Origin of the sequence: Marinomonas communis (assembly GCF_004363305.1) — a bacterium.
Taxonomy (GTDB): domain Bacteria; phylum Pseudomonadota; class Gammaproteobacteria; order Pseudomonadales; family Marinomonadaceae; genus Marinomonas; species Marinomonas communis.
Map to the genome: position 1 here is coordinate 87,829 of NZ_SNZA01000007.1, position 20,910 is coordinate 108,738.

24 protein-coding genes and 6 tRNA genes are annotated in these 20,910 nt (G+C 42.9%); 10 read left to right on the forward strand and 20 right to left on the reverse strand.

The features are described from left to right. Position 1: 1 nt before the first annotated feature. From C8D85_RS17005 to C8D85_RS17030, 6 genes are all read right to left on the reverse strand, one after another. A complete protein-coding gene (locus C8D85_RS17005) occupies positions 2-520 on the reverse strand; it encodes a hypothetical protein (protein ID WP_133565026.1) in 519 nt (172 codons plus the stop codon). Then, on the reverse strand, positions 513-1,742 hold the full coding sequence (locus tag C8D85_RS17010; protein ID WP_133565028.1) for a restriction endonuclease subunit S: 1,230 nt from the start codon (positions 1,740-1,742) through the stop codon (positions 513-515). The genes C8D85_RS17005 and C8D85_RS17010 overlap by 8 nt, the downstream gene beginning before the upstream one ends. Beyond that, complete coding sequence (locus C8D85_RS17015) at positions 1,732-3,255, reverse strand: type I restriction-modification system subunit M (RefSeq protein ID WP_133565030.1); 1,524 nt, start codon at positions 3,253-3,255, stop codon at positions 1,732-1,734. Before C8D85_RS17015 ends, C8D85_RS17010 begins: the two co-directional genes overlap by 11 nt. Positions 3,256-3,441: 186 nt before the next feature. Continuing rightward, complete coding sequence (gene greB / locus C8D85_RS17020) at positions 3,442-3,915, reverse strand: transcription elongation factor GreB (RefSeq protein WP_133565032.1); 474 nt, start codon at positions 3,913-3,915, stop codon at positions 3,442-3,444. 35 nt (positions 3,916-3,950) lie between these two features. Next, on the reverse strand, positions 3,951-5,321 hold the full coding sequence (locus C8D85_RS17025) for a DEAD/DEAH box helicase (protein WP_162847618.1): 1,371 nt from the start codon (positions 5,319-5,321) through the stop codon (positions 3,951-3,953). 20 nt (positions 5,322-5,341) lie between these two features. Then, positions 5,342-5,776 (reverse strand): hypothetical protein, encoded by a 435-nt coding sequence (locus C8D85_RS17030; protein ID WP_133565036.1) that lies wholly within the window; start codon positions 5,774-5,776, stop codon positions 5,342-5,344. A 178-nt stretch (positions 5,777-5,954) separates the two neighbouring features. On the opposite strand from C8D85_RS17030, the gene C8D85_RS17035 reads away from it, so the two are divergent. The 3 genes from C8D85_RS17035 to gmtX are packed head-to-tail and all read left to right on the forward strand — an operon-like array spanning position 5,955 to position 9,610. Next, complete coding sequence (locus C8D85_RS17035; RefSeq protein WP_133565038.1) at positions 5,955-6,266, forward strand: helix-turn-helix domain-containing protein; 312 nt, start codon at positions 5,955-5,957, stop codon at positions 6,264-6,266. Between the two features lie 14 nt (positions 6,267-6,280). Beyond that, positions 6,281-8,998 (forward strand): gamma-mobile-trio integrase GmtZ, encoded by a 2,718-nt coding sequence (gene gmtZ / locus C8D85_RS17040; RefSeq protein ID WP_133565040.1) that lies wholly within the window; start codon positions 6,281-6,283, stop codon positions 8,996-8,998. A gap of 9 nt (positions 8,999-9,007) precedes the next feature. Beyond that, positions 9,008-9,610 carry a gamma-mobile-trio protein GmtX gene (gene gmtX / locus C8D85_RS17045; protein WP_133565042.1) on the forward strand — a complete coding sequence of 201 codons (603 nt, stop codon included), beginning with the start codon at positions 9,008-9,010 and terminating at the stop codon, positions 9,608-9,610. Here gmtX and C8D85_RS17050 read toward each other — a convergent pair. From C8D85_RS17050 to C8D85_RS17090, 9 genes are all read right to left on the reverse strand, one after another. Further along, positions 9,607-10,803, reverse strand: a complete 1,197-nt coding sequence (locus C8D85_RS17050; RefSeq protein ID WP_133565044.1) for a hypothetical protein — start codon at positions 10,801-10,803, stop codon at positions 9,607-9,609. The two genes, gmtX and C8D85_RS17050, sit on opposite strands and share 4 nt — an antisense overlap. Positions 10,804-10,871: 68 nt before the next feature. Then, positions 10,872-11,087, reverse strand: coding sequence for a transcription elongation factor GreB (locus C8D85_RS17055; protein ID WP_133565046.1), 216 nt, complete (start codon positions 11,085-11,087; stop codon positions 10,872-10,874). A gap of 102 nt (positions 11,088-11,189) precedes the next feature. Continuing rightward, a complete protein-coding gene (locus C8D85_RS17060) occupies positions 11,190-12,017 on the reverse strand; it encodes a mechanosensitive ion channel family protein (RefSeq protein ID WP_133565048.1) in 828 nt (275 codons plus the stop codon). Between the two features lie 23 nt (positions 12,018-12,040). Continuing rightward, positions 12,041-12,409 (reverse strand): hypothetical protein, encoded by a 369-nt coding sequence (locus C8D85_RS17065; protein ID WP_133565050.1) that lies wholly within the window; start codon positions 12,407-12,409, stop codon positions 12,041-12,043. A 2-nt stretch (positions 12,410-12,411) separates the two neighbouring features. Next, a complete protein-coding gene (locus tag C8D85_RS17070; protein WP_133565052.1) occupies positions 12,412-12,873 on the reverse strand; it encodes a DUF2489 domain-containing protein in 462 nt (153 codons plus the stop codon). Between the two features lie 124 nt (positions 12,874-12,997). Beyond that, positions 12,998-13,111: a DUF3149 domain-containing protein gene (locus C8D85_RS17075; RefSeq protein ID WP_133565054.1), complete on the reverse strand. Its 114-nt coding sequence runs from the start codon at positions 13,109-13,111 to the stop codon at positions 12,998-13,000. Positions 13,112-13,187: 76 nt separating this feature from the next. Further along, complete coding sequence (locus C8D85_RS17080) at positions 13,188-14,003, reverse strand: inositol monophosphatase family protein (protein ID WP_133565056.1); 816 nt, start codon at positions 14,001-14,003, stop codon at positions 13,188-13,190. A gap of 11 nt (positions 14,004-14,014) precedes the next feature. After that, positions 14,015-14,680, reverse strand: a complete 666-nt coding sequence (locus tag C8D85_RS17085) for an alpha/beta hydrolase (protein ID WP_133565058.1) — start codon at positions 14,678-14,680, stop codon at positions 14,015-14,017. Positions 14,681-14,752: 72 nt separating this feature from the next. Next, entirely contained in the window at positions 14,753-15,739 is a 987-nt protein-coding gene (locus tag C8D85_RS17090) for a hypothetical protein (protein WP_133565059.1), read from the reverse strand. A 420-nt stretch (positions 15,740-16,159) separates the two neighbouring features. On the opposite strand from C8D85_RS17090, the gene C8D85_RS17095 reads away from it, so the two are divergent. From C8D85_RS17095 to C8D85_RS17120, 7 genes are all read left to right on the forward strand, one after another. Next, positions 16,160-16,804 (forward strand): LPP20 family lipoprotein, encoded by a 645-nt coding sequence (locus tag C8D85_RS17095; RefSeq protein WP_133565061.1) that lies wholly within the window; start codon positions 16,160-16,162, stop codon positions 16,802-16,804. 35 nt (positions 16,805-16,839) lie between these two features. Continuing rightward, positions 16,840-17,997, forward strand: a complete 1,158-nt coding sequence (locus C8D85_RS17100) for a flagellar assembly protein FlgT (RefSeq protein WP_244937048.1) — start codon at positions 16,840-16,842, stop codon at positions 17,995-17,997. Positions 17,998-18,044: 47 nt separating this feature from the next. Next, on the forward strand, positions 18,045-18,266 hold the full coding sequence (locus tag C8D85_RS17105; protein ID WP_133565064.1) for a cell division protein ZapB: 222 nt from the start codon (positions 18,045-18,047) through the stop codon (positions 18,264-18,266). Positions 18,267-18,276: 10 nt separating this feature from the next. Beyond that, a complete protein-coding gene (locus C8D85_RS17110; RefSeq protein ID WP_133565066.1) occupies positions 18,277-18,744 on the forward strand; it encodes a hypothetical protein in 468 nt (155 codons plus the stop codon). Between the two features lie 4 nt (positions 18,745-18,748). Next, on the forward strand, positions 18,749-18,922 hold the full coding sequence (locus C8D85_RS18110; RefSeq protein ID WP_162847619.1) for a hypothetical protein: 174 nt from the start codon (positions 18,749-18,751) through the stop codon (positions 18,920-18,922). A 3-nt stretch (positions 18,923-18,925) separates the two neighbouring features. Continuing rightward, positions 18,926-19,870 (forward strand): ProQ/FINO family protein, encoded by a 945-nt coding sequence (locus tag C8D85_RS17115; RefSeq protein ID WP_133565067.1) that lies wholly within the window; start codon positions 18,926-18,928, stop codon positions 19,868-19,870. 53 nt (positions 19,871-19,923) lie between these two features. Continuing rightward, positions 19,924-20,007, forward strand: a tRNA-Tyr gene (locus C8D85_RS17120). A 409-nt stretch (positions 20,008-20,416) separates the two neighbouring features. Here the strand turns inward: C8D85_RS17120 and C8D85_RS17130 are convergent. The 5 genes from C8D85_RS17130 to C8D85_RS17150 all read right to left on the reverse strand — a co-directional run bounded on the left by C8D85_RS17130 (position 20,417) and on the right by C8D85_RS17150 (position 20,892). Continuing rightward, positions 20,417-20,492, reverse strand: a tRNA-His gene (locus C8D85_RS17130). A gap of 12 nt (positions 20,493-20,504) precedes the next feature. Then, positions 20,505-20,580: transfer RNA gene (locus C8D85_RS17135), tRNA-Asn, on the reverse strand. Between the two features lie 29 nt (positions 20,581-20,609). Continuing rightward, positions 20,610-20,700 (reverse strand) — tRNA-Ser (locus C8D85_RS17140). A 12-nt stretch (positions 20,701-20,712) separates the two neighbouring features. Then, positions 20,713-20,788, reverse strand: a tRNA-Lys gene (locus tag C8D85_RS17145). 27 nt (positions 20,789-20,815) lie between these two features. Beyond that, positions 20,816-20,892 (reverse strand) — tRNA-Pro (locus tag C8D85_RS17150). Positions 20,893-20,910 lie beyond the last annotated feature (18 nt).

The window sequence follows — 20,910 nt, forward strand, 5'->3', positions numbered from 1 at the left end:
ATTAAACCTCCTTATCCAAAACGATATATTCCGTCAGCTGCACCACGGTCAGCCCGTCCTGCGCACGACGAAGTTCTTTTTTTGTAATCAGTACATAGGTTACCCCTTCAGGAGTTGAAACCTTGTAGAAGTGCCATCCCATTAACCCAAGTAAAGGATTGAAGTGATAGCTATAACCGGTACTAACCATTACAGCAAATATAACCAATGTTGGTAGCCATACTTGCCAGTTCAAAGATGTAAAACTGGCGGTAAATAATGGCAGCAGATATAGCAAGAGAAAGGTCATATTCTCACGATCTGCTGCCTCCACAGTGGAGATCTGAAAGTTACTACTTTCAAGATTTTTACGGGCGTAGCGCAGCATCAAGATGCAGATAAGTACCAACACCAAAGAAGCCGCTACTGTGAGTAATGCAACATCCAATCGCCCATCGGTGTATGCCACCCACGCATAGCTAACCCCCACGGGGGCAATAGCTGTGGCTGTCAGTAATAGCTTGGCGAACCAGCTAAGCATCTAGCGCCACCCGACGTTTGCCCGTTAGCAGCTGCTGCATAAGGGCTTTTTTCTCTTGTTTCAAGTGATCCAGCTGCTGTTGCAGGGTGGTGATTTCCTGATCGGCAGCGGAGAGAACGGCAGCGATTTTTTGTTGTTCTTCCAGCGATGGCGCTGGAATTTTAATCTTCAACAAGTCATTGGGGTTCACACGCCGTGCTTTCCTACCACCATTTGCAAGTCCTAAGTTCGACGAGTAGAACTCCTCTCTGGATACGTAATAGGTGAACCAATCAACATCCACGGTTCCGAGAAAGTCGAAGGCTGGTAAATCCAGTGTGGACTCATAGCCATCAAGCTCTTTGGGGATGATGCCAAAGGCCCCATTTAAAAAATCCAGTTTGCTGTAGATGAACTGACCTGCTGAACGTCGATAGTATTTAGTCGATTCACTTCCGCTTCTTTTTTCATCTTTGGCAACAACCCCATTGCCATAAAGCTTCACAGTAATTTTCTTAGCAATATCACCTGTCGAACCGGGCACGCGGCTTTCTTTAATGAAAACAGCAATAGCTGTCGCCTCCCAGTCCCCCTCAAACCTTTCCCCATTCTGATCCAGCAGGCGCTGTTTGCCGGTGAGCAGTTGTTGCATCAGGGCTTTTTTCTGCTGCTGGCTGTTGGCGAGCAGTTGTTCGGTGGTAGTGATGGCCTTATCCCAGGTGGAGAGGATTTGGGCGATTTTCTTTTGTTCGGGGAGTGGGGGTAAAACAAAACGGTACTGAAATAAATCAGATAACGTGATAGATACTTGGTTTGCGTTCCCACGCACGAGCGTAGAAATGAAAAAAATAAACCTCTTATTCTTAAGCATCTCGTAAAGGTATTCATTGGTAATCTTCGATACTTTTGGAATAACTTTTACTAAATTTTGATTAAGTAAGCTTCCATCTGCTTCCAATGGAACCTTTACAGCCTTGCCTACCATTGAATCGAGAAGATGTGGCCTAGAGCCGACTGTAGAGAGAATGATATCGTCTTTAGTCAACTTGTAGTTCTCCAGCCCATTAGCATCTTCTTCAGCTAAATAAACTGGATTTTCGGAATGAACAGAGTTTCGGGTTGTATCCGAAATCCTCACGATTCGAATACCTTTATCTCGGTATGACCCGGAGTTAAAGGCAAACCCCTTTTTGTGAGTAATAACCTCTCCTAAATGAGTTTCCGTCCAACCATTAGGCACCATAACCCAGCTCCTCCAGATACTTAGCCATCTCGGTTTCCAGCTCGGTCAGTTGCGCTTTCAGCTGCTCGCGCTCGGAACGTACCGCCATCAGGTCAACTTCTTCCTCTTCTTCAAAGGTATCCACGTAGCGCGGAATATTGAGGTTGCAGTCGTTCTCTTTGATCTCTTCTAGGCTGGCAACGTAGGCGTATTTGTCTACATTGGTGTTGGCTCGGTAGGTTTCGACTATCTTGCGAATATTGTCGTCGCTAAGCTGGTTCTGATTTTTGCCCGATTTAAACTCGCGGCTGGCGTCGATAAACAGCACGGTGTCTTCGGTTTTGGCTTTGTTAAATATCAAAATAGCTGCCGGAATGCCGGTGCCATAGAACAGTTTCTCTGGCAGGCCGATAACTGCATCGAGCAGGTTTTCTTCAATCAATTGTTGGCGAATCTTGCCTTCGCTGGAGCCTCGGAACAACACGCCATGGGGCACTACCACGCCCATTCTACCGGTGCCCGGTTTTAAAGTTTCGATCATATGCAGGATAAACGCATAGTCGCCTTTGGTCTTTGGGGGAATGCCGCGGCGGAAACGGCTGAATTTATCGCTCTCTGCGCTATCGTGCCCCCATTTATCCAAACTAAATGGGGGGTTGGCAGTCACAATATCAAACAGCATGAGATCGCCGTTTTTGTCCAACAATTTGGGGTTACGGATGGTGTCGCCCCATTCGATCTTGTGGTTGTCTTCACCATGCAGGAACATGTTCATCTTCGCCAACGACCAAGTAGAGCCAATGGCTTCTTGTCCGTACAGGGCATATTGCTTACTACCGTGGTTGGCGACGACTTTGCGACCACATTTCATTAGTAGCGAGCCAGAACCACAGGCCGGGTCACAGATGCTTTCCCCCGGTTGTGGATCAAGTAGCTCGGCGATCAAGTCAGACACCTCTGGCGGAGTATAGAATTCACCGGCTTTCTGACCACCGGAGGCGGCGAAGTTTTTGATCAGGTATTCGTAGGCGTTACCGATAACGTCCAGCGTACCGACGAGGCTGGGTTTTAGGCTTAATTCCGGTTTGGCGAAGTCTTCTAGTAGATGACGCAGGATGTCATTTTTCTGCTTCGAGTCACCAAGTTTGTCCGTGTTGAAGGTAATGTCTTGGAACACGCTTTTACCGGCGTCTTTGAGTTTGGTGCCATTGGCTTCTTCGATAGCATGTAACGCTTGGTCGATTCGCTCACCGTTGCCGGGCTCGTGGCGGCGTTCCCAAAGGGTATAAAAACTGGCTTGTTTCGGTAATACAAAGCGCTCGGACTTCATCATTTCCTCGATTAGCTCCGGCTCATCCCCGTATTCCGCTTGGTAATTATCGTAGTGATCCTGCCATACATCTGAGATGTATTTTAAGAACAACATGGTCAGGATAAAGTCTTTGTAGGTATCGGCGCTGATGGTGCCACGGAAGGTGTCACAAGCGCTCCAGAGGGCTTTGTTAATCGTGTCTTGATTGATCTTATCGTTCATAAATAGGCTCTGAAATTACGTCAACGAGAACGCTGAAAAGGAATAGCAAACCAATCCAAGGGGATTAGTGGATGGTTTGCATGATAAGGATACTAAGCGACAGATAATGTCACTGCTGGTAAATATTTTTGATCGAGGCATGCGAGACCATCCATGGGCGTGCTTTTGTATGGGTCTTACTATAACTTATTTCTCGTATCGTATCTCAAGCACGTACCAGCTCTTCTCACCGCTTGGCGTACGAACGATCACTTCATCATCGACTTCTTTACCTATACATGCTCGGGCCATAGGAGAATCAATAGAAATATAGTCATCTCGACCATAGATCTCTTCTGAGCCGACGATACGAAATGTAAGCGTTTTTTCGTCGTCATCTTCTAGCGTTACCCATGCACCGAAGAACACTTTCCCTTCCTGCTGAGGGTGATAATCAACGATTTCAATGCCATCAAGAAGCTTTCGAAGAAATCGAACTCTGCGGTCAATCTCTCGAAGTTTTTTCTTGTTGTATTGATAATCTGCGTTCTCAGAACGATCGCCTAGAGCAGCCGCCCAAGTAACTATTTTCGTGATTTCTGGGCGTTCTTTTCGCCACAAGTAGTCAACTTCATCCTTTAATTTCTGGTGACCTTCACGGGTAATTAGCTTTCTACGCATTTGGGATTCCTAACGAATACAACAAGAAGCAGATGTTATAAGGTAGGCTGCGAATTCATAAGTACTTGAATCACACGCTCTCTTATAGCATCGATTGATAGTACCGATGATACCAGAGTAGAGGGTGCGTCAACGAGATCTTCATCTGCAGATGACAAGCCATTTCCATCATTCACAAAATCATCTCCAAAAAACACAGATATATCATGGTCATTAGGTTTACCTTGTGTTCCTGTGCAAGGGGAAAAAACGACTTTTTCTTCCGTTAGTCTCTCTTTGATATAAGATCCTGAAACTTCCTGCTCTAAGCGCTGCGCATAGCTTATTAAATTCTCTTCTGCCAATGTGTAAAAGAAACATTCACCTGTTTGATCTTTCGTCACTCGAATGATGCGGCCCAGCAACTGTCGAAAGTAAAGCTCTGTTTTCGTAGCAGACAAATGACAACAAACCTGTAATCGAGGGATATCAACCCCTTCACTAACCATAGCGATACTCACTATCCAGTGATCTGCTCCTTGCCGAAACTCCTCGATCTGTCTAATTGAGTTCTCATCTTTATAGGACACGAGAACAACTTTCTGAGAGAAAATGCCCTCTAGCATTTGCTTAATAAATAAAGCATGAGAATAAGAAGCCGCCACAACCAAACCACCGGCAGCTGGGGATGTTTCTCGTAATTTTGCCAAACGCTCTACACCACGACTTAATACCTCAGATGTAAGTGATTCATTGGATAGAAGATCCAAATAGCTGTTATCACTGTCTTTTAAGAACTCTGCGATAGATGTGTAAGATTCGTGTGAGCCATGAGCATTCTTAGTAATCCTAAGGGCATCCAAGGCCATCACTTTTGGCAAACGACAAACCTTATCAGTTACTGCATCACTTAAACCATACTCCCAGTGATAAACAAGCCCTGAGTCTGGGCGATCATAAGAAGCAAATGTAATGGGATCTCCATCAGTTCTCCAGGGCGTGCCAGAAAGCGATAGAGTGAAGGTTGCTAAAGACGAAATTTGTCGCAACAACTGAATCCCCCAAGCATTGCCTTGAACAAATTCGGAACCGGAGCAATGATGAATTTCATCAAGAACAACAAAAACTCGACTATTCACCAAATCAGCTAATACTGAATGATCTCCATTAAGTAAAGACTGGTACGTTAAGGAAACTCCTACCGAGCCAATACGTCCTGAAAAAGGCTTACCAAGCAGATTTTTGAACGTAGAACTAACTGACTCACATATTGTACGAGACGGAGACAGGCACACGATGTAGTCAATTTTCCCTGATTCAAGAAGCATTTTTCCCACCGTTGCAGCCATCACTGTCTTGCCTGCTCCTGGTGTAGCCAAGCAGAAATAATGCTTGTGATGGTTAAAATGATCAATCACGCTATTCACACAATCTCTTTGCCAATTTCTTAGCATTGTTTTGCCTCTAACTTTTCTGCGGAAGCTTTCAACTTTCTGACGGCGCTTAACTTGCCATACAAGCTAGTAATTCGACTGCGTTCATTAGAGATCATTCCGTCTGCATCAGCTGATAAAATCGGGAATCGCACAGACAATGCTCGCATCTCTTCTAGCTCAGACAAAGCCAGAGAAATTTCATTCTCAAGCCTAGCCTCATCCATTACTAATTCATCAAGTACCGCCTTCGTATTTAAAGGCTCCTCTAAAGAAAAATCTGAAACGAGCTTCGTAAGATCTTCAGAAGGCTCGTACCAACGAGAGCTTCTTGATCCGTGAGATACCAGCAAACCTAATTTCGTAAGGCGATGAACTTGTCTGGCAACAAATTTTTCCGCTTTCTCTTTATCTCCATAAGCTTCAAATGACATTGATTTTGCAATCAAATCAGCTCTAAGAAGACGTTTAGGAAGGATGGAGTGTACGACCGCTAGCATCGTAGGATGCACATGAATTTTGGAGGGCACAGCATGAATCTCAAAATACTAAGGATTGCTTAGTATACAGACTTGAGAGAAACTAAGAAAATCTTAGTCACTATTGGCAGTGAACAATGAGAACAGAGTGCAACCTAACCCCATACCTATTCGGCTCAAAGAAGCAAGGAAACGTAAAGGCCTCAGCCAGCGCGAACTCGGAATTCGTACAGGCATGGATGAAAACGTGGCCAGTGCACGTATGAATCAGTATGAGAAGGGAAAACATACTCCCGATATTGAGATTCTAAGATCTATAGCTAAGGAGCTAGATGTTCCTTTGAGCTACTTCTTCTGTGATGACGAAACTTCGGCAGAGATTGTTAAACAACTCAACAAGCTTTCAAACGATGACCGAGAGAGCATCCTTAAAATCATATTAGAAAAAGTAAAAGACTAAGCTGGAGACATTCTGTGCACGCTGTTCAACACCACTCATACACACTTAGACAACTCAAGAAAGAATGTAAGAAGCTTGGAATACGCAATTCTGTTGAGTATCGTGCAGAGTACAAAAAGCACTCTGGTTTTCCTGCGCACCCTGAACGAACTTACCGTGAAGATTGGATAAGCTATAACGACTTTTTTGATATACCCGAATTTATCGACTATGCATCACTCAAAAAGTTGATCAAGCCAATCGGCCTTAAGAGCCAAGCTGCATACAAACAATTTCTTAGAGAGCATAACGATCCAACATTACCGTATGATCCTCAAGGTGCATACGGTAAGCAATGGGAAGACTGGTATCTCTTCTTAGGAAAGGAGCAACCCTTTCAGCCACACTACATAACAGAGCCTTACCACATGTGGCGTGAGCATATTGAAGAGTTCATGAAGAATGCTCGTGGAGGACAGAGTAAAGTAACTGCTCTGTGTCGTTTCGTTCGTCTTTATATTGAAAAATATGATATTGCTGAAAGCCCTGAGCATTTCATGATGCTAGAAAAGCCGTTTCTAAAGCCTCTCAATGCTGAGCTAGAAGCTTTTAGTGATGATATGAAAGGAAAAATCCTAAAGAGCATTAACCAATTCTTAGATTATGTTTTAGACAACCACCTCACAATCGAAGATGAAGAAACTGGTGAGATCCTCAGAATTACCGGTGCAAGAAATCCGCTAAAGCTATTTTTAACAGATTCAAGCGTCACCAACCCTAATCGTGCAGAGTCTAATAAAGCCTGCTTACCTTACCATTTTGTCAAAAAAGCCGGTGAGTGGATTTTTCCTGAAAATGCTAAAAACTTTCGCTCTCTCAAACATCTTCAAATATTTGATGCGGATTGGATCGAAGTAGATTCAAGTGTGATTGATAAATTTGACCCTGATTGTGTCTATAAAATGATTGGAGGTAAATACCATATCTGGTGCCCTACAGACTGGGTTCACCTATACGCTCTATTAAGAGTGCCATTACGCGGTAGACAGATTGCCTACAATGACTCTGGTGAAGGTGACGCAAAGATCGCTGATGTAGATAAAACGGGCAAGGTCATATGGCTCGAAAACACTGGCCCCCTTGCGAATACTACAAAGCATCAGTCTTTTATCAAAGACTATGGTAACGATGAAATTGGAATGTTTGTTACCACCAATAAAACGAGCAATCATGGACAGGGATACTCTATACCATATATGCCCGATGATTTGGCCTATTGGCTAGTCCGATTACGAAAATGGCAACAGAAATATAACCCTATACATGAACCAACACACTGGTCCTCACTAACTAGAACGAATTTGAATGAAACTCAGCTAAAAGCAAAAGGAAAGAATTGCTTTTTATTCAGAGCTTTTTCTGATCAAGAACCTAAAAACCCATCATCAGCATTAACGTGGCGACTTGCTGCGACCCTATACAATATTCAGCCGAAGGATTTACAACTTGCAGAATTCAAGTCTGTAAAGTCAAACTTAAGTCATTACAAGTCCGCTTACACTCCCCATTCGATGCGAGTCAGTTTAATCACTGCATACATAATGGAAAAGGGCTTACCCATCGAAGTTGTAATGAAGATAGTCGGCCACAGTTCCATTGTCATGTCGATTTACTATGTAAAGATCTCAAACTCAGATATCCGAAAGAAGCTCGAAGCAGCAGAAAAAATAGCACTTCAATCTCAAGCATTTGAAACTCAAAAAGTAATTGAAAGAAATCAGATTGAGTCAGTGAAAAACACCCTAATCTCAAATAATGAAGATCTATTAAAATCGCTGACAAACACAACTCCTGCCGGAAATTTCATTTTTAGAGACTATGGTATTTGTCCATTTGCAGCGTCTCAATGCCATGACGGTGGAGAGGAAATAAATAGCAGTCAAATAAGATCACCTGCACCTCAAGGCTATCTTGGCAACCAAAACTGTCTCCGGTGTAGACACTTCATTACAGGGCCTGCTTTTATAGGTGGCTTACTTTCAATAACGAATGAAATATTGCTTGAGGCAAATGAGCAATCAGACATCTGCAATCGGATTCAAACAGACATTGAGAAGATTGAAGATGAGCTAAACATCTTGGACGAAGCTGAATTTATTGCTCACACAAAAGGTGAAAAAGCCCCTCAATCAAATAGACAACAAATTGAACAGAGCTTGAGACACAAAGAGTCAGAGTACGAGAGTGCAGCAAAGAAACTAGACATGTTCCTATGTGATTTACAGTCATCATATTCCCTTGTGAAGAAGTGCTTGAGTACAACAAGCCTAAAAAACGAAGGTAGTGAGTTTCCAACGTTAATTAAATCTGATGACGCAGAGGCAGTCATACAAATTGAAGAGTCAAGCCAATTCGAGCAACTTCAAGAAATTTGTGAGAATGCTACAATCTATACATCATCAAATGCAAAAAGAGCCATCTACCCTAGGAGCCAGCTGCTTGATCGAATGGCCTCTTTAAATAATATCGCCCCAAGCTTATTTATGTTGTCAGAAGAGCAGCAGTTTCACGTTGGAAACCAGCTATGTAGCTTACTTAAAGCAAGGCTTGGTACATGGAAGAGAGTTAGTGAGCTCGTGTCAGGAAAATTAATGCTAATTGATCTTGGTGAATCAGAAAAAATTGAACCATCAGAAATTCAATTAACTATAAAGACCTCATTAGAAGAAACAAATAAAATAATTTCAAATTAGGATAAAACTTTGAACGCAAAAGATTTTCTTGATCAAATAAAAAAAGACAGTAGCAAAAGAGCTCAGCAGAGTTTAGACGCTATCTATCAAGTCTGCCTAACTCAATTAAAAAAGGGAGAGACAGACTTTTCATACTCAACTATATCGAGAATAGGTCAAGATAAAGGTGTTCCTAGAGCGCAATCAATCAGAAACAAGTCAGGTGAGAAGTATCAACAGTTAATAGCTTACTTTAAAAAAGAAGCTGAAGACAAAAACCCTAAGAAACTCAATAGAACTGATGAGGATTGGGTTGAAAAAATTACCGATCCTACAACCAAAATACTAGTTCGACAACTAATCCATGAGAACAAGCGGTTAAAGTCTGAACTAAACGAAATAATACCGCCGAATAGTTTAATTGAAATCCGAGACCATAGATCAGATGATGGTAATGTAGAAAAATTAGAAGACTTTGAAAGAAGGGCCCTAGAGTCACTCCTGAGTGAACGAATTTTAAATAAACTATCTCTCAGCATAGACTCTATGGGGGAATTTAAAGACATAAACAACAAGATAGTCTTCCCGATAGGAACAGCGACTGCTATAAAGAAATGCCTAAAGAATCTTTAACTTATGGTTTTATTAGCCACTACAGCCATAATATCTTTTAAGCTCATATAGTTAAAATTCAATATTTCTTTATCTAACACTCGCATACAAAAAAACTTTTCAAAGTATGAGACATATTTATTATCGAGCACAACTTCACCCACCTTAGTGCTCTTACTCTCAACATTATTGAGAAACTTTAAAAAATAATGCCTTAATTGAAAACGAGGAATATCTTTACCTACCAAGTATTCCTCTAACTTTTTGAGAGTTTTAAAAACCAACCAACTACACTTATGAATCGAATACTTCTCAGTCATATCTGCTACCTTTGAAGCAAGCTTCTTATTATCATCATAAGGAATATTCAGATCATTTAAATGCTTTCTTATAATATAACTTAGTCGTCTAACAAGAATATCTGAAATAAAGAGCCTTAGTTCCTTTAAGTCTTCAACAGATAAATTTTTTTCATATACAGCGTGTTCAAGTTGAGAAAAAATATCATCATATACTTTATCTTTTGAATTAAATGGATCTAAAAAATCATTTTCATCAAAATCAAGACTGCTATTAATGTAGCCATTACTAGTTAGGTAGCTCTTGTCTAGTTGAAATTTGCTTTGGATACACTCTTCATAAAAAGACAATCTCTTTTCATTTAAGCTCTTCACATTTACTAAAAACATCATAGAAGAAAGGTCTGAATAAATTTTATCTTCTAGCCAAGAGCTTCCAGATAAAACAGGTCTTTTTGAATTATAAAAGGAACCTTCGCTTGCTTTAAACTTAGTAAAGAGAAGATACAAACAGACCTTTAAATGGTAAGGGGCCTGCTGAATATCAAAGCCTTCCTTAAGATCATCATAAATCTGCTCAACTTTGTCATTAACTTCACTACTAGCTGAGCTTACTATTTTTAAAATACATGACTTACAAAGAGACTTAGGAGCAAGGTCAATGTACTTTTTTAAATCTGATCTACTACTGAAGGCGATAGGCTCATTACAAGAGGGGCAGCAACGATCTAGCTCGTAGATCCCGACTTTTGGGGATCTGGATAACAGCTTAGATAGTTTTAGGGGTGTGTAAATATGCTTTTTTGAGACATTACTAATCGGGTAGGAAAAATCTCCGTTAACTTCATCGATCTGCCAATAGTCACTAACTACATTGATCTCTTCATCAGAAAGCTCAGATAGAAATAAAAGCACCGGATACCCTCAACAATAAAATTAGTATAATATTGATAGTACACATACTATTCTTAGTCAATTGTTTTTTAAGGATATTTTAAACTTAAGTACTTTAGTTGGGGTTCTTTATTAGATTCCGCGTTCTCTGAGCGATCGCCCAGCTTCGCCGCATCACTCACACTTTGAGTCACTTCTGGACGCTTCTCCTTCCAAAGATACTTGAGCTCAGCCAAAAGTTTGTCTGCACCCTCTTTTGTAATGTAAGCACCTTTTGGCGCTCCAGGCGGACGGTATCGACTCATAATTTCTCTCTACTACCTTTCAACTAATAAATCTTTATACGCTCTACAAACAAAAATGGCGCTACGAAAGTTCGTAGCGCCATTTTAAAGCGAAGAAAAGAATTAATCTTCTTTTGATAGATGAACATCCATTTGTGGATAAGGAATGCCAACACCATTTTCATCAAAGGTGTATTTCACTTTCTCTAGCAAGTCAGACTTAAATTGCAGCAAGTCGCTTGAATTTACCCAAGCACGAACACTGAAATTCACAGAGCTATCCGCTAACTCAGAAACAAAGATTGCATAAGCTGGATCCTTAAGAACTCGCTCATCACTATCAAGAATCCCCTTCATTAAGTCACGTGCTTGGCGAATATCAGCATCGTAACTAATACCGATCGTTAAATCCAAACGACGTGTTGAATGCGCTGAGAAATTAATAATGGCGTCATCCATAACCGATGAGTTCGGCAAGATAACACTGCGATTATCCAATGTCTTAAGGTAAGTGTGGAACAGTTCGATACGATCTACTGTTCCCATTTGCCCACCAACTTCAACAAAGTCACCTGTTTTAAATGGGCGCAGAAGGATAATCAATACGCCTGAAGCAAAGTTTGAAAGCGAGCCCTGTAAGGCCAAACCTACCGCTAGACCAGCAGCACCCAAAATTGCAATAAAGGAAGTCGTCTCTACACCGATTTGACCCAATGCCATCAGCACAATACCAGCGAACATCAAGGCATACAGAATACTTGATGCAAAACCAGCCACTGCTTTATCAACCTTGGACTTTAATAGACGCTTTTCGGTCCAGCCTGATATGCGCCCGGCAATCATTTTACCGATAAAGAAAATCAGAATACCGACAATAATCGACACCCCTTTCTCGGTTAACCAAGGTAGCCACTGACTCCCTTCATCTAGCAAGTTTGTTAATTCGTCCATATTCCTCATTCTCTCTTTATTAATTAAGCTAAGTAGTCAACCCGATGACGCCAATCTTCCAGAAGATCTTGCAAAATCAACAAGCCTTTTTTCGAAAAGACCACATAACTTTGGCCATTCTTCAGGATAGTATTTATAACATGTTCATCATCAACTTCAATGCAAGTGTAACGTAGGGCCTCAATTTCCACGTCGTATCGCACGCTCATACCGATAAAGACATGCCAATCTCGCTCCAACAAATCGCCAGCAACTGCTTGCTCCAATAACTGTACGCATCCTACTCGATCAATCTGATAGTAAGGCATGCGCTGTTTGTGTTTAATAAAAAACACAAGAATGGAAACAAATAAAACGAAGCTAACAAGTACCGCGAGAATAGTTTGAGCCATCGTTAGTCAAACTTATACGCTAACAAATAGGCTTTCGCTTGGCGTAGCCGATCAATATGTTTGGCCTCCAAAGCCTCCATTTCATCACGATATTTACGCCGAGCTTTCAATGGCAATTCATTCCACTGCTCGTGAGTAGGAATATGCTGAGTTCCCTCTTCCATTGCGTAAATTGCTTGAACATGCTCATGCTCAGACAAGTCGATGCTCAGCTGGTCGAGAAGGTTCTTCACTCGAATCGCCGCCTCAGGCCAAGTCAACTTTTCATCTGCCTCTACGGCCTGCATGATCACTTGGATACTCTCGATACGCTTGGCACGCTCTTCTTGCAAGCGAAGCTCTCCGGCTTTAATTCGCTCATCACGCGCGCGATTTTGCTTCAACTGTTTGGCTATAAAGTAGATAGATATTCCCATCACAGCAAAGCACACTGCTAGGGCAATCAAAAAGGCACTGATCGACATACGTCTCCCGAAGTTTCAAATCTTTAGTAGATACATTCTACACGGGGTTAAAGCAACGATCAGCAAAAGAAGGAGTGATTAGGGTATTGACTGCCTTAGGGAGAGCAGCCAATGCCTTATTGAGTCAATCCTTATCTTGCATGATATGGCGATAAGCAATCACACCAAACCAAGCCATAAAGACTGTACACAAAGCAATCACAATAATACTACCGATTACCACACCATCCATTAACATAGCAGCCTCCTCTCAAACATTAGCGCTAGAGTTAGACTAGGCGCTACATGCTAAATGATGGCTGATACACATCAGGTTACTTATCTGCTACTTGCAAAAGCTCTAATAAAGACTGATACAAGTCAGGAGTCGCTGCCAATAAGAACTCACCATTGATTTTGTTGGGCCACTTTGAACCTTGCTCATGAAAGTGCCCCACTATTGCCCCGGCTTCTTCTGCGATTAAAGCTCCTGCCGCCATATCCCAAGGCTTCACCGACTCGTAATAAGCATCCATTTGCCCCCGCGCCACGGCACACAAATCCAAAGCAGCTGAACCATTTCTACGGACATCTTGGCATCGGGATAGCACCGCCTGCAGCTGTTTGATCAAGATTGGTAAAGTTGCTTTATCGTAGGGAAAGCCCGTTGCAACAATCGCGTTACGAAGGTCATTACGCTGGCTCACTTGTATAGGTTCACTATTTAACCAAGCACCTTGCCCCCTCACTGCCGTGTAGGTCTCCTGTAAGAAGGGAGCATGCACAACCCCCACCCAACGCTCACCTTGGTAATACACCGCAATGGACACCGCCACATGCAATAAACCTTGCGCAAAATTGATCGTGCCATCAATCGGGTCAATCACCCAAACTGGCACACTCGCTCCCTGAGCAAAGGCCAGATCAGGTGAGGACTCTTCCGATAAGATCAAATGATCAGGAAACGTTTGACGAATGTTCTCACACAGGTATTCATCAATCGCAATATCGGTCGAGGTCACTAACTCATGCCCTGTCTTATACTCCCTATCAAAGCTTGCTTTCTGACGTGCCTCCATCATCATGGAACCCGCATGCTTAGCCCAACTTTTCGCATAGCTATGCCATTCATTTACTGCTACGTCATCCATGAACTGTCTCCTTAAACGAATCGAGCCTGAAGCCAAGCAGCAATGTCTGTCACTTGCTCAGGACATACTGAATGCGGCATTTGATAAGTGTTGTATTCCAACAAATAGCCTAGCTCTTCCAATTGTGTTTTCGCTCGCAGCGCCAACTCAGGCGCTACAACGGGATCAAACGAACCATGGTGCATTAGAAATGGCGTCTCACCATTAGCACTTTCGTTTGCGCTTGGTACCGTTGTCGCATCAGCCAAGTAAGTTGACAATGCCATCACACCAGCGAGCCTCTTTTTGCCATACAAAGCGACTTGATAGGCAATCACACCGCCTTGAGAAAAACCTGCAATAACTACGTTTTCATTAGGGATACCTTGAGCAGCCAACTCATCAAGAATCTCGTCAATCTGCTCGGCCGATTCTCGAATGTTATCCATGTCTACTTTGCGATCAAGAGACATTTCCAGAATGTCGTACCATGCTCGCATCTTCATTCCACCGTTGACCGTGACAGGACGGATTGGCGCGTTTGGAAACACAAAACGAACCGCTTTATTAGAAAGCCCCAACTGCGGAACCAATCCTTCAAAATCGTGACAATCGGCTCCAAGCCCATGCAACCAGATTACAGCGGACGTTGGATTTTTAGCTGTATCAACAGTGATAAATTCAAGTGTTTGTGGCACCTTAGTCTCCAAAAAAAATAGGCTATCGATTATCACGATAGCCTATCACAACTTTTTCATGCCCAAACACGCTTAATGAGAGTTCGGTAGTTTTGCCTCTAGAATCGTCTGATCTTTATCCAACACAAACTGCACATCAGCTTTATTGAGCATCGAACAAATCATATGACGAGTGATGCGTTCGTAATATTGCATAAAGCCTTTAAGGACCTCTGGCGACATTACCTTTAAGTCCAAGGTATCAAGAATACCGCCATGGATATCATGAAGATGCGCCTCTAAAACACGTTCTTGTTTATTGCGCCAATCATAAACAACATCAAAACTTGGGGGCTGCATCCACATAGTGACATCAATTAAATCAAACAACTGTTTGTAATCACTCTGAAGATGTCGATTAATCTCTCGTCGCCATATCGCTTGAGAATCTTTATCTTTTTCCAAAACATTAATCGGCTCAACAAGGTGTTCTTCAGGCATAGCTTGAGCACCTACACACCACCCTTCAAAGAAAATGACATCGACAGGGCCCGCCACCTCTTGCCATCGATGAACCGGTTTACGATCATCCAAGGATTTATCAAAAGTCGGCACGTACATGACTTCGCCCGACTGCAGGTTCTTCAAACGGTTAAAGATACTGAGCGCCAGCTCTACATCGTGGGTTCCAGGAACACCTCTGGTAGCGAACATTGGATGTACTTGATTTGCGTACGCCAAACGATCCGCGCGCTTTAGATACAAGTCATCCAAGCTAACGACGACTGCATTTAAATCGAACCCTTTTGACAATATATGACTCACAACAGCGCTAAAAGTGGTTTTTCCGCACCCCTGAGGCCCACCCAAACCAAGGATTAGAGGACCATGTTTAGGCCTTGAATGCTGTACAACCCATCGAGCAAAAGGTAAATAAAGATCATCGATTCTTTCCACTAATGACTCATCAGCATACAATCCTTTCAGCGTTTGCTCGACTTCAAAGTGCAAACGTTCCGCTAATGAGGCTGGCAAGTTATGAGCTTGGCTCAATAAGCTTGATTCTAAGGCATTTATCATACGCCACCTCCCGTCTTGTATCGGAATAAGTATAGACGCAAATAAAATTGGCACGAGATTTTTAAATTTCAGTTAGAATGTTCATATACTGGGCAACAAACTTGTATCGAATCACGTATTTATTGTAGATTGGCCAGACTAAATTTTAATCAGCGATTTTAATTGAGAACTTGCAAGAGGGATTAAACAATGAGCTTAAAACGGATAAGTATCCTCATGACCATGGCACTGAGCTCTCTCTTGTCGGGCTGCTCTTACCATCAATACTATGAATGCCCTAGTCCTCATAATGTTTTACCCATGCAGAATGTGCACGTTTTGCCGATGCAGACCATTACAGTAACACCCACGCCAGCACCGTCAACAACGGAAAAAACTACAATTTATCGGGTTTACTAAATTACTCAAGGAGCCGCTTTAATGAATGTCATTAGCAAACTAGTTGTCCTCACATCCACTTCGGTATTACTGGCAGCTTGCACCCACACCTCTTACCCAATGACAAAAGGGTGCAGCGCTAACTCACCTTGTGTTAACTCCGCACCAAGCACCATCATTGCTGCTCCTCAATATCAAGCGGCGCCAGCGCCAGCACCCGCTACAGTAAAAGAAACAGAAGTCATCGAGGTAATGCCTAGAGAGCCTATCATAGTAAGATCTACAGGTTACTCTGCACCCCCAACAGGCAAATCATTTACTCGTGCACAAAATAGACTAATGACGATGCGCGGCTCTAAAATCGACGCTCTACGTAACCTTGCAGAACGCGTTTACGGTGTAGAAATTAATGCCAATAACTCTGTCAGCAACATGGTGGCGCAGTCCGATGAAATTCGAGCTTATGTTGATGCATATCTAGTTGGAGCTAAGGTTGTTTCACAAAGAGAGCTAGAAGACGGCACCTTTGAAACGGTTGTTGAACTAGCACTACAACAGAACTTTAGACAGTGTGTAAGCTCAGTCGAAGCACTTAAATCTAACCCTAACTGTTTAAGTAATAATAGCTACAAGGTGTCCGCATCTGGCAGCAACCAAATTCCTACGTCATTTTACAACGTTCAATAATGATTAAAGTTGTCATCTCGTGCCTTGCGCTCTTTTTGAGCTCGAACCTCTTCAGCCAAAAGATCGAAGCGCAAGGCCAAGCAATTATTTATAACAAAGATATAAACGATGCACGCTACAGAGCAACGCAGCAGGCGATCAAACAAGCATCACTACAAGCAAGTGCGAGCATTCGTAGCAATGAGGTGATGCAAAATGGCGTTGTCAGCTCTAGTACGTCGATACAATCCGCCGCCCAGGTGAATAACGTAGATATCATTTCTGAGCAAATTTTTGATGACATTCTTAGCGTAACCATCGCGACACGCATTCAACCCGAAAATATGTGTAAAAACGGGTCTGTTAACCCTTACCGAAAATCGGTCGGCATCACAGGATTTGCATTACAGGTGCCACAGCAGGCCAATTTAGGCGCACTACATAACATCGGCCGGGAGCTACCAAAGAGCTTAGTGGACGCCATCAATCAGCAAGGTTACTTGCGCGCACTGTCTGCAACCAATCTCAGTGTTTACCCTGATCTAATCAACGCCCCCACTTCAGCGAACAATGATGGCTCTCTCACTGACGTGGCAAGGATTGGTGAAGATCTTGGCGTTCAATATGTTATCAGTGGCGTCATCCGGGACATTGGTGAGCTCTATCCAAAACATCCGAACCAGAAAACGCCTCTTAACTCATTACTGAGCTGGGCAAATAGAGAAGATGGCCAGAGAAAGTTCGTGCTCGATCTATACCTTTATGATGGTTTCAGCGGCGCCCTGATTTTTCAACATCGCTACGATGAAATAGGCGAATGGAACACTAAAGAGACCAATAAAGTTGGTTTTGGTAGCGCCAAGTTCTGGCAACTGCATTACGGCAAAGTGGTCGCCCAAACACTCAAAGATATGTCTATCGATGCAAGCGATGACCTCACCTGCCAACCCTTTGTTGCCAACATATTCCGAACTGAAAGCAATCGCATTCATATTAATGCTGGAGCACTCGCTGGCATCAAGAAAGGTGATCAATTTCAAGTCTTTCGTCGTTATGAGATATTTGATCAACTACAGAATGCTCAAACACAACTCAACAATGCAAACATCAATGTTACAATTACGCAGGTACAACCAAACTTTGCCATTGGTGAACTTGCAGTTGAAGCAAGAATTTTAAATGTACAACAACAAGATGTTGTGATTGCTTGGTAAAAACCTAGAATCGGGCATACAACATTCATGATTAGGATAGAAGTAACATGAACAACGAACTACTACATCACCTAGAGCAACGCATCAACGCAGCAGTAGAAGAGATTTCTACGCTTCGCCAGCGCATTTCCGAGCTTGAGATGCAGAATTATGAGCTTTCTGAAGAGCGTGATGAAGTGAAATCTCAGCTTTCTCAACAAACAGAGCAGCAAACAAACTGGGAAAACAGCCTAAATCAAATGCTAAGCAAACTGAACCAACTGGATTAATATATTCTTTATGAAAAAATTTGTTACAGCGGCACTCCTAACAAGTGCTACCAGCGCCTTTGCCGCTGGACAATTTTCTCCACTAATCAGCTACGAACGGGTATACAGCGAACCTAGCACCGTAACTAGTGAGACATCTGGCATGCTCAATGCCGCCATTGAATACACTTTTCCAAGAAGTCTTTCTGTCTACGGCGGTGTGCAATTCCTACAGGCCGATGGCACAGAGACTTCAGCTCAAGTTGGGGCTCGCTTTTACACACCGTCCCCACTATTTTATATAAATGGCCAGATGCCTGTTTGGCCATATATTGGCCTAGGGGCAAACCTATTAAGTCACGCTGCCTATTATCCTGAAATTGGTATTCGCTTCGGCATCAGCCCTAATATTCGCTTAGATGCCTTCGTGAAAACCTACAACAGCAATGATTTAGACTATGACAAACATGCAACATTAGGCATCGGACTCTCGTTCTAGCATCATGAAATGGTTTACCGTAATCATCACCACAATCGTTTTGATGAATGTATATCGTTGGATTGAAGACAGTATCGATATGGATGTCATACTCCCAACCCAGCAACAATTGAATGAAATGGTTGGCCGAGAAGGGGTACCAAAAGTCCCCTTACGAGTAGCCAATGCAGGAAATTAATTTATGGACCGCTTAATAAAAGCACTCGAAGATCGCATAGCACTCCTTGTCGAGCAATTAGACAATGCAAAGCAGGAAATCGAGCAACTCAAATCTGCTGTCCCTCATGAACAAGTCAGCCACACTCCCAGCGACGCCTCTCTGGACCTGCTGTCTTCCATGAGCCAAAAACGTTCAACTGAAGAGCAATTACAACTGTATATAGAAGACAGTTTAGACTTACTTTCACCCGAAACTGAAAGCACTTCTACGGTAGCTAACTCTCAGGCACACTTTAACTTTGACCTTCTTCATAATGCTTTTGAAGACCAACCAACCGAAGACCATATAGAAACTAAAGACTCTCCTATGACTACTGAACAACAATCCATGATTACCGCTGACATCGAAGACACTGCTGCGACAGACGTTGAGCAAGCTCCTGTGCAAGACAACTCTCCAGAAACTGCGACTCTCAGCGCCGAGGAGAAACGTCGACAGAAGAACCAAAAAAATAACCGTCGACTAATCAAGTTATTGGAAGAGCGCTACCCAAAAGCCTTTGATTGGAACAACCCACGCCCTCTTAAAGTCGGCATCGACAAAGATATGGTATTAGATGAACAATTTAATGCCAGCAAGCAAAAGCGCGCTATGGCAGCCTATACTCGTTCAGACCGCTACAAGAAGTGTCTTCTATCAGGCCAACCCCGCATCGACTTAGAAGGTAATGCTGTTAGCAATGAGCCTGCACTTCCTAATGCGAAAAAGCCTGTTGAAAACAAAAAGCCTATGCCTAAAAGCAATAAAGGCAAACGCCCACAAGGTAGCCCGACACCTCAAAATAAAGGCAAGGGGCGCACCAACAACAAAGCCAAAACTCAGCCTAAGCAAGACCCTCAATTCGATAACCTTTCAGCAGAAGAGCGTATGCAGGCCAAACTTACGCAACTTCTTAATAAAAAATAGAAAAAAGGCTTTACAACGCACTGGGGCATAGATAATATATGCCCCGCTGCTGTGGAGGGGTTCCCGAGTGGCCAAAGGGAGCAGATTGTAAATCTGCCACGAAAGTTTCGGTGGTTCGAATCCACCTCCCTCCACCATTTCTCTTTTCTTCTAGATTTCACATCTATTCAAAAATCAAATCCCTGTCTTTACTTCTACTTACACCCAGTTAATCCGTAATCCGTAATCCGTAATCCGTAATCCGTAATCCGTAATCCGTAATCCGTAATCCGTAATCCGTAATCCGTAATCCGTAATCCGTAATCCGTAATCCGTAATCCGTAATCCGTAATCCAGGATTAGCTTAAGGATACACACCCAAAACACAAGGAAAGCAGAAAGCAGAAAGCAGAAAGCAGAAAGCAGAAAGCAGAAAGCAGAAAGCAGAAAGCAGAAAGCAGAAAGCAGAAAGCAGAAAGCAGAAAGCAGAAAGCAGAAAGCAGAAAGCAGAAAGCAGAAAGCAGAATTTTAAAACACGGAAAATAAAAAGAGAAGGGACAAATCTAATGGGGTGGACGATGGGGCTCGAACCCACGACCGATGGAATCACAATCCATAGCTCTACCAACTGAGCTACGCCCACCATAAAGATTATTGGCTCCCTGAACTGGACTCGAACCAGTGACCTAACGATTAACAGTCGTTTGCTCTACCAACTGAGCTATCAGGGAACTACAAAACCCGCTCGAAGCAGGTAAAATGGCGGAGGAGGAGAGATTCGAACTCTCGGAAGGCTATTAACCTTCGCCGGTTTTCAAGACCGGTGCATTCAACCGCTCTGCCACCCCTCCGTATATCAAAAGTGGTGGGTCGTACTGGATTCGAACCAGTGACCAATTGATTAAAAGTCAACTGCTCTACCAACTGAGCTAACGACCCGCACATTTGAATTGTCTCACTCTGACTTGGTCGGAGTAGAGGGATTCGAACCCCCGACATCCTGCTCCCAAAGCAGGCGCGCTACCAGACTGCGCTATACTCCGAATGGCTCCCTGAACTGG